Origin of the sequence: Lysobacter sp. CCNWLW3 (assembly GCF_036697405.1) — a bacterium.
Classification (GTDB): domain Bacteria; phylum Pseudomonadota; class Gammaproteobacteria; order Xanthomonadales; family Xanthomonadaceae; genus Lysobacter.
Genome location: NZ_JBAHWA010000007.1, coordinates 122,521 through 137,716, shown reverse-complemented (window position 1 = coordinate 137,716; position 15,196 = coordinate 122,521). Strand labels below are relative to the sequence as shown.

The following is a 15,196-nucleotide window of genomic DNA, read 5'->3' as shown; positions in this document are numbered from 1 at the left end:
CCGCCGACGAGGCCGCGATCCACGTGGCCTCGCCCTGATGGCCCGGCACCTTGCACCGCTCAGATGCCACATCCCACCTACCGAGAAGCACATCATGAACACTCGTCCTACCGTCCTCATCACCGGCGCCTCCAGCGGTATCGGCACCGTTTATGCCGAACGCTTTGCCCGGCGCGGCCACGATCTCGTGCTGGTCGCGCGCGATCAGTCGCGACTGGAAGCGCTGGCCGCACACCTGCGCCATGAAACCGGGGTCGCGATCGATGTGCTTCCGGCCGATCTCACCCAGCGCGACGAGCTGGCCGCCGTCGAGGCCAGGCTGTGCGACGACGCCCGCATCGGCATCCTGATCAACAACGCGGGCATCGCCCAGTCCGGCGGCTTCGTCGAACAATCGGCCGACAGCATCGAACGGCTGCTGAGCTTGAACACCACCGCGCTGACGCGTCTGGCCGCCGCCGTCGCGCCGCGCTTGGCCGGCGCCGGCGAAGGCGCGATCGTGAACATCGGTTCGGTGGTCGGCCTGGCGCCGGAGTTCGCGATGTCGGTCTATGGCGCAAGCAAGGCCTTCGTGCTGTTCCTGTCGCAGGGACTGAGTCTCGAACTGGCGCCCCGGGGCGTCTATGTGCAGGCGGTCCTGCCCGCCGCCACGCGCACCGAGATCTGGGAGCGGGCCGGCATCGACATCAATACGCTGCCTGAGGTGATGGACGTCGGCGAGCTGGTGGATGCGGCCCTGGTGGGCTTCGATCGCCGCGAAACCGTGACCATTCCGCCGCTGCACGTGGCCGCCCGCTGGGACACGCTGGACGGCGCGCGCCAAGCCCTGCTCGCGGATATCCGCCAGGCGCAGGCCGCCGAGCGATATCGCACGGCGGCTTGACGCGGCAGCAAGACAGCCTCGATTTCCTGGCCCGCCCTGAGCCGATACAGGTACTCCACCATGACGCAGACCGGCATACCTCCCGTATCGGGCCCGTCCTTCCAGGATGCGCCCAACCGTCGCATCGATGTCGGCGGCACCACGTTCGCCTATCGCGAACTGGGGCGCCAGGACGGAACCCCGTTGATCATGCTCAACCACTGGGGCGCGGTGCTGGACAACTTCGACCCCCGCATCGTCGACGGCCTGGCCCGCAGGCATCGCGTCATCGCCGTCGACTATCGGGGCATCGGTGGGTCGGGCGGGCAGGCGCCGATCACCATCGCGGAGATGGCGCGGGACACCATCGCGCTGATTCGTGCGCTGGACTTGGCGCAGGTCGATCTGCTCGGCTTCTCGCTCGGCGGTTTCGTCGCGCAGGAGGTCGTGCTGAAAGCGCCCGGCCTGGTGCGCAGGCTCATCCTGACCGGTACCGGGCCCGCCGGCGGCCAAGGCATCGAGCGGGTGGGGCGGGTGTCCTGGCCCTTGATCGCCAAGGGCCTGCTGACGCTGCGCGACCCCAAGTACTACCTGTTCTTCAGCTCCAGCGCCGGCGGCCGGCTGGCCGCCCGTGCCTTCCTGCAGCGGCTCAAGGAGCGCCGCAGCGACCGCGACCAGGGCGCCTCGCCGCGTGCGTTCCTGCGGCAGTTGAGGGCGATCACCGCCTGGGGCAGGCAGCCGCCCCAGGACCTGGGCGGCATCCGCATCCCGGTCCTGATCGCCAATGGCGACAAGGACATGATGGTGCCCACACCCAACAGCACCGACCTGGCGCGCCGCATTCCCAACTCGCAACTGGTCATCTACCCGGACGCCGGGCACGGCGGCATCTTTCAATATCACGCCGAGTTCGTGCCGAAAGCCTTGGCGTTTCTCGCCAGCTGACAGCGCCCCGCTCGACATCGCCGCACTGCGCTTCGGTCTGACCGAACCCGCCACCCAGAGGCACACCCATGAAAGCCTTCATCATCGACCGCTACGGCAAGAAGCAAACCGGCCGCATCGACGACATGCCAGAGCCGGACCTGCGGGACGACGACGTCCTGATCCAGGTCCATGCCGCGGGCGTCAACGCGCTGGACTCCAAGATCAAGAGCGGCGAGTTCAAGTTGATCCTGCCTTATCGTCTCCCGCTCGTTCTAGGCAACGACGTGGCCGGCACGGTCGTGCGCGTCGGCGCCGGGGTACGCCGGTTCAAGCCGGGCGACGAGGTGTACGCGCGCCCCGACGACGATCGCATCGGCACTTTCGCCGAGTTCATCGCCGTCGATGCCTCCTCGGTAGCGCTCAAGCCCGGCAATCTCGGCATGGTCGAGGCCGCTTCCGTTCCGCTGGTGGCGCTGACCGCCTGGCAGGTGCTGGTCGAAACCGCCCAGCTGAAGAAGGGGCAGAGGGTCTTCATCCAGGCAGGTTCCGGCGGCGTCGGTACCGTCGCCATCCAGCTTGCCAAACATCTGGGCGCCTTCGTCGCCACCACCACCAGCACCGCCAACGTGGGCTGGGTGAAAGCCTTGGGCGCCGACGTCGTCATCGATTACAAACGGCAGGATTTCGCCACCGAGCTTCGCGACTACGATGTGGTGCTCAACAGCCTCGGCAAGGACGAGTTGAGCCGGTCCCTGCAGATCCTCAAGCCGGGCGGGCATCTCGTCTCCATATCCGGGCCGCCCACGCCGGAATTCGCCGCCGCGCGCGGACTGGCCTGGCCGCTCAGGCAGGTGCTGCGCCTGCTCAGCCGTGGCATCCGCAGCCAGGCCAAGCGCAAGCACGTCCGCTACACCTTCGTGTTCATGCGCGCGGATGGGGCGCAGTTGCGCGAGATCGCCTCTCTCATCGAATCCGATGCGATCAGCCCGGTCGTCGACAGGGTGTTCCCGTTTGAGCGCACCCACGAGGCCTTGGCCTACTCTGAGAGCGGCCGTGCCAAGGGCAAGGTCGTGGTGCAGATGCTGTAGTTCCCTCTATGGGAGGAACGGCGGTAATCGCGGGAATCTGTATGAGGCTCGACGCTAATCCACGATCTCTTGGATGCTGCCTAGACTGGCCTTGAACACTCGGACATGGGGGTAGCTGGCCCGGTCGACCACTTCCAGCTCGTACTTGTCCTTGCTGCCTTTCGGAATGGTGAGGAACACGACTTCGTCGTCCCTGCCGAAGGCCTGGGTTTCGAGCGTGGCGCTGAAGGCCTGCTCGTCGTTGCGCTCCAGGTAGACGCTGTAACGCGTGCTGCGGAAGTCCGCTTGTTCCGCTTTGGGCAGGTGAATGATGTAGTGGCTGTCGCCGTCGACTTCCGCTTCCGGTCGTATGGGCGTCCCTTCGGTGACCTCGGGAGCCGGCGGCGCGACCCACCTGTCCACCGCCAGGGCGTTGCCACAGAACAGCGCGGCGCTCATTACGATCCATCTCAAGGTCACGGTGCATCTCCCGGCGTATGTCTGGCTGCGACGCGGCCTAAGCCGCGCGCGCAGGTCAAGGGTCGAAAACTCAAGGCTTCAGGGCTATCGGGCAGCATCCGGCTGCTTGCGCGTTTCCACTATTTGCTTGGAGGGTGGCGGCCGCCTGCCCACAGGGCTCCGCCGGAACACGGCGATCGGCCCCGCCGGTCCCGAGGTATGAGACCCAAGCCCTTGAACTTATGCAAGCCGGATGCGGCCAGCCGGTGCGGCAGGCGCGGAACCTCCGGCGGGGCCGGCGCGCATGGCCGCCGGCCCGGAAAGATTCCGTTCTAGAGAGCGACGGCGCAACGCCATGGAGGCAACGATGAACACGGACCCGTTCGACACCGGCCCTACGGGCACATTCCGGACGCTGTGCCAGAAGTATCCCGACGATACGGTCTACCGGGGCGCGGACGGCTTTCGTTCGCTGTGGGGGCCCATCTTCTACCGCGGCCGCGCGAACGGCAGCGCGCGTCTGCTGGTCATCGGCCAGGACCCGGCCCAGACCGAGGCGTTCACGCGCCGGATCCTGTCGGGACAGGCCGGCCGCCGCGTGCAGGGCTTCGTCGAGAAGCTGGGCTTCACCCGAAGCTACCTGATGATCAACGCCTTCGCGTACGGCATCTTCAATCAGGACATGGCGATGCCGCACTTGAACGATCCGGGGATTCAGGCCTATCGCCACCAGTGGCTGGAGGCGGCGTTCGCCAAGGGCAAGATCGAAGCGGTGGTCACCTTCGGCAACGCCGCGTTCAATGCCTGGACCGCGTTCAAGGCGACGCCGGCGGGGCAGGCGGTGACGGCCTTCCACCAGAAGGCGCTGCATCCCACGGCCGACAAGCCCGGCGGGCCGATCACGCGCAAGGATCTGCTCGACAATTGGAATGTCGCCCTGAACAAGCTGCGCCCGCACATCCTCAACCCGGACGTGAGCAAGGCCCTGGTCCCCTACGGCAACGATTTCACCGCGGCCGAGCTGCCGGCGATTCCGAGCCGGGACTTCCCGATGGGCCTGCAGCCCTGGATGCGCAACACGGATTTCTGGGCGACGCTGGGCGATCCGCCCGGCACCGAGCGGGCCAATATTTCGATCGAAGTCCCCTAAGGGCGGGCCCGTTCGGCGGTAGCCGGCCGTCGGTGCGCGCGCTCCGAGCGCGGCTCGGGCCGCGATCGCGCAGCGCAACGGCAGTGCCGCTTCGCTGCGTCGGCGTCGGGTCGGGAGCGGTCGGCCAATGCCGGTTCCCGGTCAGGGGCCTACGCCGCCATCGCCAGCGTATCGCGCGCGCGGCGATACGCTTTCAATCGGCTTCGACGAAAACATACTCGTTCTGCGCGTCTCGCAAGCTGAGCGTGCGCCCGGACGCGGAACGGCCGGCGACCAGGGGCGGGGGCGGGCTGGGGATGGCGCCGATGAATTCGGTCACGCTCTCGGCACCGCGGCGCGAGGCGACCGGCATGTCCCAGGCGTCGAAGCGGAAGCGCAGCTCGCCCTGGGATCGCTCCACGCGCAGTTCGCCTAGCACTTCGTTGCGATAGCGGGGCGCCAGCAGGGCGGCGTGTTCGCGGTCGGCCGGGAACGTCCATTGCCGGCATCGGTTTCGACCAGGGCGATCCTGGATCCGCCTTCGGGAGCTTGCAGCACGACCGCATGGTCGCGCCGTGCCTGGGTCCAATCCGGTGGAGCGACGAAGCCATGTCCGGACGGCGTCTTGCCCGGAGTGCCCGTTGCCGATCCGGCCGTCGCTGGGCTGCCGGCGGTTTGCGCCCAGCCGGCGACCGCCGGCGCGCAGGCCAGCAGGGCGGCGAGCAGACAGCGCCGGAAGGCCGCGGCGGCCACCGACGATGGCGTGAGTTTCGGCGAGGCTGCTGGCATGGATCGCTCCGCTGGGTGACCGCCGCCCAGTCTGGCCAAATCCGCGCCGGATCGGTTTCCTTATGCGCCTTGCCGCACTCCCGAAACCTGTTTCAGGAGTCGCGCGCACCGACGAGCTGGGCCTGCCGCCAGGCCGCGGGCGTCATGCCTTCCAGCTTCTTGAAGCTGCTGTAGAAGGTGGACATGGACAGGAAGCCGGAGGCCTCGGCCACTTGCTCCATCGCCATTTGCTCCGGTTCGCGCAACCGCCGCTTGGCGGCCTCCACCCGCAGCTGCATCAGGTAGGGCTTGAAGGCGGTCTTGTGGTTGTCGTTCAGCAGTTGCGACAAACGCGCCGGCGGCAGATTCAGGCGCCGCGCGACCCTGGCAAGACTGAGGCGCGCGTCCTGGTACAGCGCCTCCTCGGTCATCAGCCGGTGCAGGGACTGCAACGCGGCCTGCGCCTCGTTCTCGGCGATCTTGCGGTCCTGGTAGGGCTGGGCGGCGACGCGCGCCTTGCGCCGGGCGAGCAGCACGACCGCGCCCAGGTACAGCACCAGCGAGAACGACAGCGCGCCGACGATGTACGAGGTCAGCCCGGCGGTGAAATACGCCAGCCAGACGACCGCGACCCCGGCGATCACCGCCGCGGCATGGCCCCGGCCGATGCCGTCGACGGCGGCCGGTGGATCGGTTTGCCGGACGGCGCGCAGGTACAGGCCGACGGCGGCCAGCAGACAGGCCAGCCAGCTGTAAGTCACCGCGTGCCAAACCGGCATGCCCCACCATTGCGGATGGTCGGTGTAGGGGAAGGCCGCGCCGAAAGCCGTGGCGGCAACGAGCAGGCTGGCGGCGACCCGCCAGTCCCGGCGCGTGCGCTCGCCCTTCGGATCCGCCCAGGCCCGCACGAAGCCGACCAGGCAGGGCCCGATCAGGAAGCAGGCGGTCAGGCCCACCTGCAGAACCGTCTTGGAAATCTCCGGGTAAAAATAGAACAGCACCGATTTGCCGGTGCGGATGCTGATCACCAGGATCAACACCGCCAGCCACCGCTGCGCCGGTGTGACCGGGCGCCGCAACAGCAGATAAGCGGCCAGGGCCGATCCGTTGAACGCGCCCAGGCCGGCGAAGAAGAACAGCAGGTAGGGGGCGATCATGACGGCGACATGGACGGAGTCGGCCTGGGCGAGGACCACATCGCTGGAGGATACGGCTTGGGAGATGGAACGAGAACAATCCCTCGTCCGACGGAAGCCGCCAGTCGGGCCGGGACGGCTTTCAGCCATGGGCCTTGCCGCAAGGGCCGCTCGACCATTGCAACCTCGCCCCGTGCGGCCAACATTCCCATCGAGCTTCCGTACGGGAACCTCGCTCTGGAGCCGATGGACAGCCGCTGCAGCGATGATCGGGTTTACAGGATTGGCCTGGCTTGCGCGCAGATGCGGTTCGCTGCGCTCACCGCAGCCTACGGTGAGCGGTGAGGGCGCGCTCGATCGCGGCTCAGCCGACTACCGAAGGGTCGGCGACTTCGATCACCATCGGCGCGTCGTCGGCGGCATTCGCTGCGCGCCACACGCGCACCTCGGCGCCGACGCCGGGAACCTGGGTCTGCAGCAGGTACGCGCGTGAGTCCACGGGGTGCCACTCGCCGCGAACCGGGCGATCGTCGGAAATCTGCACGACCAGCGAGAAGGCGGTGACCGCCCCTTCTTCGGCGAGTTTCCAGCGCCGTTCGGTCACCCGGCCGCCGCTCGCGACCGCACGGGGGCCGATCGCGCGCCAAACCGCTTGCAGCCGCGCTTCCAGCTTCGCCTGCTGGATCGAGCCATACAAAATGGCCCAAAGCGCGACCGCGAGGCCGCCCAGCATGACGGTGAAGATGAGGTTGAACCACCAGCCGGGGGTCTCGTCCGTCCAGAGCTGGTAGATCCCCCAGATGGCGCCGATGGAGGCGAGCAGGTTCAACAAGGCGAACCAGGCGCGTCCCGAGCGACCCATGCGGCGTGGAAAGCCCAGCGCCTGGGGCGCCTGCGCGAGCGACGGTGCTTCCAGCTTCGGTACGAGATGGATGACGTGACCGTCGACGTGGTCGTACGTGCTGGGCGTCGGCATGCGCGCATGGTAATGGGGACCGCCGGAATCGGCCAAGCGTTCGCTGGGACGACAGCGGCACGGCCGGCGATGCGCGACCGGCGCCGCGATCAGGACTCCGGGTCGTACATGATCTCGCGCACTTCCTGGGCGCAGCGGCAGGCCGCCGCGAGCTTGGCCGCCCACTTCAGCGCCTCGTCTCGCGATGCCACCTCGAAGATGGAGAAGCCGCCGATCACCGCCTTGGTCTCCGGGTAGGGGCCGGCGGAGACCGAGCCGTCGCTGGCCACGATGCTGGCCTGCTGGCTTAACAGGCCGCCGCCGAAGATCCAGACTCCGGCCGCCTTGGCCTCGCCGACCACGGCGCGCGAGGCAGCCGATACCGCGGGCAGATCGGCTTCGGAAATCCTCATCGATCCGTCGTCGAACGAGATCAGGTATCGCTCCATGTCGGCTCTCCTGTGCTCAATGGCCGGGCCGCAGGATCGGCCCGCGTCGGGGTCACGCCTCCGGGATGGCGGCTGCCGCCAACGGCGCCATCACCGTCCAGCCCAGGGTCGTATAGAGCCGGCGGCCGTCTTCGGTCGCGACCAGCAGCGGCAAACTCGCGGGGGATCGTCTCGCCGCCGCCAGTGCGGCCATCACCGCGATGCCCAAGCCCTTGCGCCGATGATCCTGCGCCGTCTCGATACGGTCGTAAATGAATACTTCCGCGGTCTCCGCCGCGGACCCGGTCGCGGCCACGTCGCCCGCCGGCGCGATGACGCTGGCGCGCGTGACCGATCCGGCCTGCCGCAGCTCCATCCGGTATCCGTCCGCCAACGGTCTGGTCTCGCGGACGGCCGCTGCGGTAGTCATGAAATAGTTCGTCGGCTGAATTTCCCAGCGCGCGGGCAGCGCGCTACGCAGCTCCTCGTCGGAGCCGCACAGCTTCAAGTAGTGGCGCGGCGCCGAAATCTCGTGGGCGATTTCGCGCAAGCCGTCGCACGGCTGCGGGAACACCCAGCGCGTGACTTCCTTGTCCGATCGGGTATCGACGCGAAAGCCGCCACGATCGTGAACCGGCGGCGGGGCGCCCCGGGCGATGGAGTGGGCGGCTTGCCAGGCGAAAACGAGTTGGGGGTCGAGGGAAGGCGGCGTCATGGCGGATCGTTGGGGGCGCCCGGATATGGCGCATGAAGCCGTGCCGGGAAGCGGCATCGGCGCGAGTGGCTATTTGACCGGCATGCCGGCGCTGACCAGCGCGTGCAAGGCGATGCCCATGCCGATGGACAGCGTCCACAGCGCCGTTCCCTCGAACAATCTTTCGAGCTTCATCGCGCTCTTGTGGGAATAACTCGCGTGTTCGCTCTTTCGCAGGATCTCATGGCTCTGCCGGATCCGATCCATCAGCGAGAACTGCACGAAGAAAGCCAGCAGCGCCGACAGGAACATGAGGCTGGCGGCGATCATGAGCTTGACGAAGAATTTCTTGTCGCCTTCCACGAACTGGACCAGGGCGATGAGTCCGGCCGCCGCCGTCATGGCGATGGTCCCCAGCTGCTTGAGGTAGTCGAAAGACAGCGTCACGGCCGTGTCCAGGCTGACGTGCGAGGCCTGCTCCTGTGGTGCCCGCTCCTGTGGGGGCTGCTCCTGTGAGGCCTGCTCCTGTAAGGCCTGCTCCTGTAAGGCTTGTCCCATTCAGAACTCCGATCCCTGCCCTCGACTCGTGGCCATCCGCGGGTGCGAGCGGTCGCCAGCGCATCCTGGCGAGCACTATACCCTCGATGCCGACCGCTCCTTGTGGCTGCCGGCTCCAGCCGACGAGCCGCGCATAGCCGGCCGGGCGTTCCGTCCTGCGTACCCGGGGATGCGCCGGCGTTCTTGAGCCGGGTCCGCAATGGTTCGAAAGCGGAATTCTTGTCGGGATGCGGCCCGGCTCGGCTGGGTTGGAGGGCCCGGCGCCGGATGGCGTGGAGGCGGGCTTTGCAAGAGCGGCGCGATCCGCGGCCGCGCGCTGACGTCACGGGCCGTCGCGCGGGCGCGGACGGCGCCGCTCCTGCAAGCCTCAAGCGGAAACCAGGACCCCGTCGGCGGGCGCGAGCACCGGACGCACGCCGCGCGGGATCGCCTGGGCGTCCATGTGCAGCACCATCACCCGGCCGGCGTTGAGCGCGGTGCCGACTTCGGCGTTGGCGCCCAGCGCCAGCGCGATCTCGTCCAGCGTGGCGCTGGCCGGCGCGCCGCGGCGGTCCTTGCCGGCGAAGCGCCAGCGGTTGTATTCGGCCCAGGCGATCAGCACCGCCGCCGCGCACAAGGCCAGGCTCGGCAGCGCGATCAGCAGGAAGGGTTCGACCCGGTGCTCGCGCATGTAGAGCTCGAAGTAGGCGTTGCGTATGCCGAGCACCCACAGCACGAAGGTGATCACCGGCATCCACAGGTAGACGTACATGCCCCAGAACACCGCGGTCACGAAGCCCCAGGCGGTGCGGCGCAGGCGTGGTTGCGCGCGCCGCTTCTGGATCAGGCGCGAGTCGAATTTGGCCGCGTTCTTGCGGACGTCTTGAGCGGTGTTCATCGGATTCCCCTGTCAGGACTGACCCAGGTCGCGCGCGTGTCGCGGCGCTTGAGCAGCGCCTTGGGCAACGCGGTGACCGTGGTCGCGAAACTCAACAACCAGTACGCCATCGGGTACCAGATCATCCAGTAGTAGTTGCGGCCGACGCCGGTCTCGTAGCGGCGGTCGATGATGATGCTGGCCGCGAACTGCAGCAGGCAGACCATCGCCAGGATCATGCCGTGCCAGGACGGCAGCAGGCTGCGGATGTACAGCTCCGGCGGCAGCGGCACGGCCAGCCCGATCAGCCACAACAGCATGATGAAGGCCATGGCGTAGGCCCAGATCACGCTGAGCAGGTACTCGGCCATGACCGCCCACATGCGCCGCTTGCGCCACGACAGCAGGTCGCGGCTGTGGCGCAGCAGCACCTCGACGCCGCCCTGGGCCCAGCGCAGGCGCTGGCGCCACAGGCCCTTGAGGGTTTCCGGCATCAGGATGAAGCACATGGCGTTGGGCTCGTAGCGGATGTCCCAGTGGTCCATCTGCAAGCGCCAGCTGATGTCGATGTCCTCGGTCACCATGTTGTCGGACCAGTAGCCGATCCGGTGCAAGGCGGTGCGTCGGAAGGCGCAGATCACGCCCGAGACGGTGAACAGCCGACCGTACACGCGCTGGGCGCGCTTGATCATGCCGATGATCGAGGAGAACTCGCCGACCTGCAGACGGCCGAGCAGGGTGGAGCGGTTGCGGATGCGCGGGTTGCCGGTGACCGCGCCGACGCGCTGGCCCGAGGCCAGGTGCCAGACCATCCAGTGGGTGGCGTACTCGTCGAGCAGGGCGTCGCCGTCGATGCAGACCAGGTATTCCGAACGTGCGGCCAGCGCGCCCATGCGCATGGCGTTGGCCTTGCCCAGGTTGCGGTCCAGGTGGATCACGCGCAGGCGCGGGTACTGCTGGGCGAGCGCGTTGAGTTTCTCGGCGGTGTCGTCGCGGCTGCCGTCGTTGATGGCGATGACTTCGAAGTCCGGATAGCGCTGCGCCATCGCCGCGGCGATGGTCTCCTGGACGTTGTCGCCTTCGTTGTGGCAGGGGATCAGGATCGACACCGGCGGCGTCTCCACCAGCGGCGGCGGGTCGGTGCGCGGGCGCGCGTGGCGCTCGCGTCGCAGGTAGTAGTAGAGGCCGCCCGAGATCCAGAAGAACGACATCAGGATCGGATAGAAGAACGCGAATTCGAACAGGAGGTGAAGGAAACGATACATGGCCATTTCCTCACTTTTCCAGGTAAGGGAAGGAACGCGCCGACAGCGCTTCGCGCGCGTCGGCGGTGTCCGGGCGGTCGGCGACGAAGTCGTCCGGATACCAGCCGATGTGGCGCACGCCCTGGGCGAGCAGGCGCCGTACCTGCGCCTTCAGGCGTTCGGCCGGAATCGGCTGGCGGTTGCGCCAGTCCACGGTCTGCAGTTCGAACAAGGTCTGGGTCAGCTGCGGGTCGTGGCCGCGCGCGGCCGCCACCAGCCGGTCCAGCCAGCGTTCGGGCTGGCGGCTGCCTTCCATCCACGGCATCGCCATCAGCGCGGTGTAGTCGTAGGCGCGGTTGAAGCTGTCCAGGCGCTGGGCGAACCAGGCCTCGCTCTGCGGCTCCAGCACCGGGCGCGCGTACAGGTTGCGCACGGTCTTGAGCTTGGGCCGCCAGCGTTCGGCGGCGCGCTTGAGTTCCAGGGTGAAGTCGATCAGCTCTTGGGTGCGCGCCTGCGATTCCGGCGCCGCGCTGCCCTGGAGTTCGGTGTCGCGCAGGTAGGCGTCGTCGTGGAACAGCAGGCCTTCCAGATAGGAGCCGGCGGCGAGGTCGGCGTAGATGCCGGCGACCAGGCGGCGCACTTCCGGCCGGGTGTAGTCGAGGCGGTAGACCTCGTCGGCGCCCGTGCTGTGGATCGCCAGCGCGGCGCGCTGGGCGGGGTCGGGCAGTTCGTAGCCCAGCACCGGCAGCCAGGCGTAGACCACCACGCCGGCGCGCGACTTGAGCTGCCAGGCGACGCGGTTGAACAGGTCCGCGCGCATCGGCAGGGCGTGGTTGGGGAAGTACAGGGCGTCGGCCGAACCGTTGCCGTCCGGGTCGGCGAAGGCCTGCAGGAACACATGGCTGGGCGCGATCTGCTTGACCCTTTCGATCAGGGCGTCGAGATTGCGCTCGGTCTGGGCCGGGTCGGCGTCGTAGACCGAGTCCAGGTCCACCTGCAGCGCGCGCACGCCGGTGCGCTCTTCGTCGTGGCGCAGCTGATAGGCCAGATCGCCGACGTTGGGGTTGTTCATCACCAGCAGACGCGCCAGGCCGTGCAGGTCGGACGGCATCGGCGTGCTGCGGCCTTCCAGGTCGAACGAGACCGACATGCCGAGTTGGTCGGCGATGCCGTTGGTGACGCCGTTGTAGGCCGCGTACGGCCACACCACCGCGCGCGGGGCGCGGCCGAGTTCCTGTTGCAGACGCTGCTTGCTGCGTTCCAGGTCGGCGCGCACGCGCGCGAGGTATTCGGACTCGGTCTCGTAGCGTGCGGTGGCCGGGTCGTAGCGGCGGGTGACCGCGGCCGGCGTCGAGTTGCCCTGCGGATTGGAGACGATGCCGTGGTGCAGGTCGTCGCTGTGGCTGGCGACCTCGACCAGGCCGCTGGCCTGCATCTCGCGCAGCTGCGCCCAGGTCACGAAGTCTTCGCCGGTGAACGGGCGCGGACCGTAGTCGACGCTTTCGCCGGCGGGCAGCTCGACCCAATGCGTGACCACCGCGGCCAGGGCCGGGTAGTTGTAGGCGCGCAGCAGCGGAAAGGCGCGCGTGTACAGGCTGCGCAGGCCGTCGTCGAAGGTGATCAGCACCGGTTTGCTCGGCAGCGCGGCGCCGCCGTTGTTGGCGGCGATCACCTGAGACAGCGAAACCGGGTGGTAGCCGTGGCCGGACAGCCAGTCCAGATGAGCGGCGAAGTTCTGCGTGCTGACGGCGTAGGCGTCGCCGTCGCCCTTGCGCGCGACGTCGTCGCGCACGTCGTGGTAACTCAGCACCAGCAGAGGTTCGGCCGCGCGCGCGGCCGCGGGCAGCAGCATGCAGAACACCAGCGCGTACAGCACCAGCACGATCAGGATCAGCCGCGAGGGGCGGTGCGGACGGTTCATCTCATTCTCCCCAGCGCAATTCGGCATCGAAGCCCAGGCGCTGTTCGCGCTGGCCGTCGTAAACCGGGCGCGACCAGTTCAGGCCGTAGCTCAGCACCCGCCCCGGGGCGAACTGCCACTCGTGTTCGTAACGCAGCGACGGCACCCAGGCCGTGCCGTAGTCCTGCTGCCAGTAGGCGCCCGACGACAGGGTCAGACGTTGGCGGAAATGGCGGTCGTAACGGCGCCAGGCCAGATGGTCCAGGCGGATGCCGAATTCCGCCGAGGCATCGCGCGAAGGATTGAAATAAGGCGCGTCGTCGCGGCTGCCACGGCCGGCGCCGAGGCTGGCCAGGCCGTTGATCAGCAGGTGCGGGCGGCTGAGCAGACGCTGGTCCAATGCCAGGCTCAGTTGGTCGCGGTCGTTGCCGTCGTCGTAGCGCCAGCGTTGCGCGGTCGCGCTCAGCGCGGTGCGTTCGCTGGGGCGGTAGTCGGCGCCCACTTCGATCAGGTCGCCGGCGATGCCGGAGGCACGCGCCTGCAGCGAGGCGGCGGCGTCGTTGCGGCTGACGCGCGCGCGCAGGGCGTAACGGTCGTCGATGCGCCAGCCGGCGTCGACGGCGACGGCGGTGCCGCCCAGGCCGTCGCGGTCGCGGCCGACATGCAGTTGGGCGTCGAGGCGGTCGTAGGCGTAGCTCAGGCCGACTTCGTTGCGCTGGGCGACGCTGCGGTCGCCCTGGAAATCGGCCCAGCGCCGGCCGCTGCGCGCGAGCAGGCGCCAGCGGTCGTCGATCAGCGGCGTGGCGGCTTCGATACCGTACTCGCGGTCGCGGTTGCCCAGCGGCGAGGCGCCGCCGCCGTCGCGGTTGCGTCCGCCGGCCGCGTACGCGCGCGCCTGCCAGCCGCGGCGCATCCGCCAGTTGCGGTCCATCGAGCGCACGTGCGGTTCGTTCGGGTAGCGCGCCAGTAGCTGGTCGTGGATCGGGCGCGCCAGGTCGTAGCGCTGCAGGGTCGACAGGGTTTCGACCTGGCCGATGCGCGCTTCGACGTTGCGTTCGTCCAGGGTGCTGGCGATCGAGAAACGTTCCAGCGCGCGTGTCGGCCAGCCGCGGAACATATAGATGGAGCCGAGCGTGGCCTGCAGGTCGGCGTTGTTGGGGCCGATCGCGGCCAGCGGCTCGATCATGGCCTGGGCGCCGGGCAGGTCCTCGCCGAAGGCGCGGGCGAGGGCGTAGTTGGTTTCGGCGTCGTAGCGCGGCCAGTTCTCGTAGCCGCGGCGCGCACCGGGCGCGCGCGGCCAGGGCGCGCGCGCGTCGACCAGCCCGCGCAGCAGCGGCAGGGCCAGGTCGTAGCGTTCGCGTTCGAGTTGGGCGTAGCCGAGCTGGATCGGCAAATCGGGATCGTCGGGATCGGCCCGCACCGCGCGCTCCAGGACCGGCGCGGCCTCGTCCGGACGGCGCAGCGCGAGCAGCGAGTCGCCGACCGCGCCCAGCGCGTAACCGGGTACCGGACGACCGCCGGCCTCCAGGCGCTGGTAGTCGTCGGCGACTTCCTGATGGCGGCCGAGGCGGTTGAGTACGATCAGGCGGTCGTAGGCCAGGCTGTCGGGCTCCGGCGTGCCGCTGCGCGCGAGCTGGGCGCGATAGGCGTCGATGGCGGCGTCGGCGGCGCGCGCTTCTTCCAAGCGGGTTGCTTCGTCGACGGCGTAGAGCTTGCTCCAGACGATGCGCCGGGCCAGGCCGGCGGCTTCCAGGCGGCTCGCCTCTTCGGCGCTGAACAGTTCGGGGCGGCCCTGATACAGCAGGCGCGCGCGGTCGCGGCTGCCGATGTCGGCCAGGGTCAGCACGCGCAAGCGGTACAAGCGCGCATCGGAGGGGTGCGCGGCGAGCTGTTGCTCGATCAGGGCCAGCGCCGCCAGCCAATCGCGGTCGGCGCGCAGTTGTTCGATCCGGGGGTAGGGGATCGCGGTCGCGGCCTGCCCTTCAGCGGCAGCTACTGACGTGGCGTGGAAGGTTCCACCGGCCAGTACCAGGGCCAGGGACAGCGTGAGTCGGTGTAAAGACGGCATGGATGATCCGTATCCCGTGTGGCTGGAGGGGGCTGGGGCGGCCCCGGAGACCTGGCTTATAAAATGTGAGCTAAGTCACAGGTTGTGGACGCAAAGTCTGTGCCAGCGTGAGTCATCCGGCTGGTTTTGTTCATTTAGAGCAGGC

General features: G+C 68.5%; 15 protein-coding genes. 4 read left to right on the top strand and 11 right to left on the bottom strand.

Annotated features, from left to right (window positions below; all coding sequences use genetic code 11):
- The first annotated feature begins 94 nt into the window (after positions 1 to 94).
- The 3 genes from V1318_RS13355 to V1318_RS13345 all read left to right on the top strand — a co-directional run bounded on the left by V1318_RS13355 (position 95) and on the right by V1318_RS13345 (position 2,877).
- Complete coding sequence (locus V1318_RS13355) at positions 95 to 883, top strand: SDR family oxidoreductase (protein ID WP_332940284.1); 789 nt, start codon at positions 95 to 97, stop codon at positions 881 to 883.
- Between the two features lie 60 nt (positions 884 to 943).
- Entirely contained in the window at positions 944 to 1,807 is an 864-nt protein-coding gene (locus tag V1318_RS13350; RefSeq protein WP_332940186.1) for an alpha/beta hydrolase, read from the top strand.
- Between the two features lie 68 nt (positions 1,808 to 1,875).
- Complete coding sequence (locus tag V1318_RS13345) at positions 1,876 to 2,877, top strand: NADP-dependent oxidoreductase (RefSeq protein ID WP_332940185.1); 1,002 nt, start codon at positions 1,876 to 1,878, stop codon at positions 2,875 to 2,877.
- A 54-nt stretch (positions 2,878 to 2,931) separates the two neighbouring features.
- On the opposite strand, the gene V1318_RS13340 is transcribed toward V1318_RS13345, so the two are convergent.
- Entirely contained in the window at positions 2,932 to 3,336 is a 405-nt protein-coding gene (locus V1318_RS13340) for a hypothetical protein (protein WP_332940184.1), read from the bottom strand.
- Between the two features lie 283 nt (positions 3,337 to 3,619).
- On the opposite strand from V1318_RS13340, the gene V1318_RS13335 reads away from it, so the two are divergent.
- Positions 3,620 to 4,465, top strand: a complete 846-nt coding sequence (locus tag V1318_RS13335; protein WP_332940183.1) for a uracil-DNA glycosylase family protein — start codon at positions 3,620 to 3,622, stop codon at positions 4,463 to 4,465.
- Positions 4,466 to 4,658: 193 nt separating this feature from the next.
- On the opposite strand, the gene V1318_RS13330 is transcribed toward V1318_RS13335, so the two are convergent.
- The 10 genes from V1318_RS13330 to pgaA form a co-directional block, all read right to left on the bottom strand.
- Entirely contained in the window at positions 4,659 to 4,865 is a 207-nt protein-coding gene (locus tag V1318_RS13330) for a hypothetical protein (protein ID WP_332940182.1), read from the bottom strand.
- A gap of 460 nt (positions 4,866 to 5,325) precedes the next feature.
- The gene (locus V1318_RS13325) at positions 5,326 to 6,369 is read right to left on the bottom strand and encodes a helix-turn-helix domain-containing protein (protein WP_332940181.1); all 1,044 of its coding nucleotides are present in this window, start codon (positions 6,367 to 6,369) and stop codon (positions 5,326 to 5,328) included.
- A 343-nt stretch (positions 6,370 to 6,712) separates the two neighbouring features.
- Positions 6,713 to 7,324: a hypothetical protein gene (locus V1318_RS13320; protein WP_332940180.1), complete on the bottom strand. Its 612-nt coding sequence runs from the start codon at positions 7,322 to 7,324 to the stop codon at positions 6,713 to 6,715.
- Positions 7,325 to 7,413: 89 nt separating this feature from the next.
- Positions 7,414 to 7,752, bottom strand: a complete 339-nt coding sequence (locus V1318_RS13315; RefSeq protein ID WP_332940178.1) for a YciI family protein — start codon at positions 7,750 to 7,752, stop codon at positions 7,414 to 7,416.
- 52 nt (positions 7,753 to 7,804) lie between these two features.
- Positions 7,805 to 8,446: a hypothetical protein gene (locus V1318_RS13310; protein WP_332940177.1), complete on the bottom strand. Its 642-nt coding sequence runs from the start codon at positions 8,444 to 8,446 to the stop codon at positions 7,805 to 7,807.
- Positions 8,447 to 8,515: 69 nt separating this feature from the next.
- Complete coding sequence (locus V1318_RS13305; protein ID WP_332940175.1) at positions 8,516 to 8,983, bottom strand: hypothetical protein; 468 nt, start codon at positions 8,981 to 8,983, stop codon at positions 8,516 to 8,518.
- Positions 8,984 to 9,350: 367 nt separating this feature from the next.
- Complete coding sequence (pgaD, locus tag V1318_RS13300; protein ID WP_332940174.1) at positions 9,351 to 9,860, bottom strand: poly-beta-1,6-N-acetyl-D-glucosamine biosynthesis protein PgaD; 510 nt, start codon at positions 9,858 to 9,860, stop codon at positions 9,351 to 9,353.
- Complete coding sequence (gene pgaC, locus V1318_RS13295; RefSeq protein WP_332940173.1) at positions 9,857 to 11,110, bottom strand: poly-beta-1,6-N-acetyl-D-glucosamine synthase; 1,254 nt, start codon at positions 11,108 to 11,110, stop codon at positions 9,857 to 9,859. The genes pgaD and pgaC overlap by 4 nt, the downstream gene beginning before the upstream one ends.
- 4 nt (positions 11,111 to 11,114) lie before the next feature.
- Positions 11,115 to 12,935: a poly-beta-1,6-N-acetyl-D-glucosamine N-deacetylase PgaB gene (gene pgaB / locus V1318_RS13290; protein ID WP_332940283.1), complete on the bottom strand. Its 1,821-nt coding sequence runs from the start codon at positions 12,933 to 12,935 to the stop codon at positions 11,115 to 11,117.
- Between the two features lie 70 nt (positions 12,936 to 13,005).
- Entirely contained in the window at positions 13,006 to 15,051 is a 2,046-nt protein-coding gene (gene pgaA, locus V1318_RS13285; protein WP_332940172.1) for a poly-beta-1,6 N-acetyl-D-glucosamine export porin PgaA, read from the bottom strand.
- Positions 15,052 to 15,196: the final 145 nt, after the last annotated feature.

Bases quoted from the DNA above. Each gene is read 5' to 3' on its own strand.
- pgaB (WP_332940283.1), bottom strand. From the start codon at position 12,935: ATGCTGCTGCCCGCGGCCGCGCGCGCGGCCGAACCTCTGCTGGTGCTG.
- V1318_RS13350 (WP_332940186.1), top strand. From the start codon at position 944: ATGACGCAGACCGGCATACCTCCCGTATCGGGCCCGTCCTTCCAGGAT.
- V1318_RS13310 (WP_332940177.1), bottom strand. From the start codon at position 8,446: ATGACGCCGCCTTCCCTCGACCCCCAACTCGTTTTCGCCTGGCAAGCC.
- V1318_RS13345 (WP_332940185.1), top strand. From the start codon at position 1,876: ATGAAAGCCTTCATCATCGACCGCTACGGCAAGAAGCAAACCGGCCGC.
- V1318_RS13325 (WP_332940181.1), bottom strand. From the start codon at position 6,369: ATGATCGCCCCCTACCTGCTGTTCTTCTTCGCCGGCCTGGGCGCGTTC.
- V1318_RS13335 (WP_332940183.1), top strand. From the start codon at position 3,620: ATGGCCGCCGGCCCGGAAAGATTCCGTTCTAGAGAGCGACGGCGCAAC.
- pgaD (WP_332940174.1), bottom strand. From the start codon at position 9,860: ATGAACACCGCTCAAGACGTCCGCAAGAACGCGGCCAAATTCGACTCG.
- V1318_RS13355 (WP_332940284.1), top strand. From the start codon at position 95: ATGAACACTCGTCCTACCGTCCTCATCACCGGCGCCTCCAGCGGTATC.
- V1318_RS13315 (WP_332940178.1), bottom strand. From the start codon at position 7,752: ATGGAGCGATACCTGATCTCGTTCGACGACGGATCGATGAGGATTTCC.
- V1318_RS13320 (WP_332940180.1), bottom strand. From the start codon at position 7,324: ATGCCGACGCCCAGCACGTACGACCACGTCGACGGTCACGTCATCCAT.
- pgaC (WP_332940173.1), bottom strand. From the start codon at position 11,110: ATGGCCATGTATCGTTTCCTTCACCTCCTGTTCGAATTCGCGTTCTTC.
- pgaA (WP_332940172.1), bottom strand. From the start codon at position 15,051: ATGCCGTCTTTACACCGACTCACGCTGTCCCTGGCCCTGGTACTGGCC.
- V1318_RS13305 (WP_332940175.1), bottom strand. From the start codon at position 8,983: ATGGGACAAGCCTTACAGGAGCAGGCCTTACAGGAGCAGGCCTCACAG.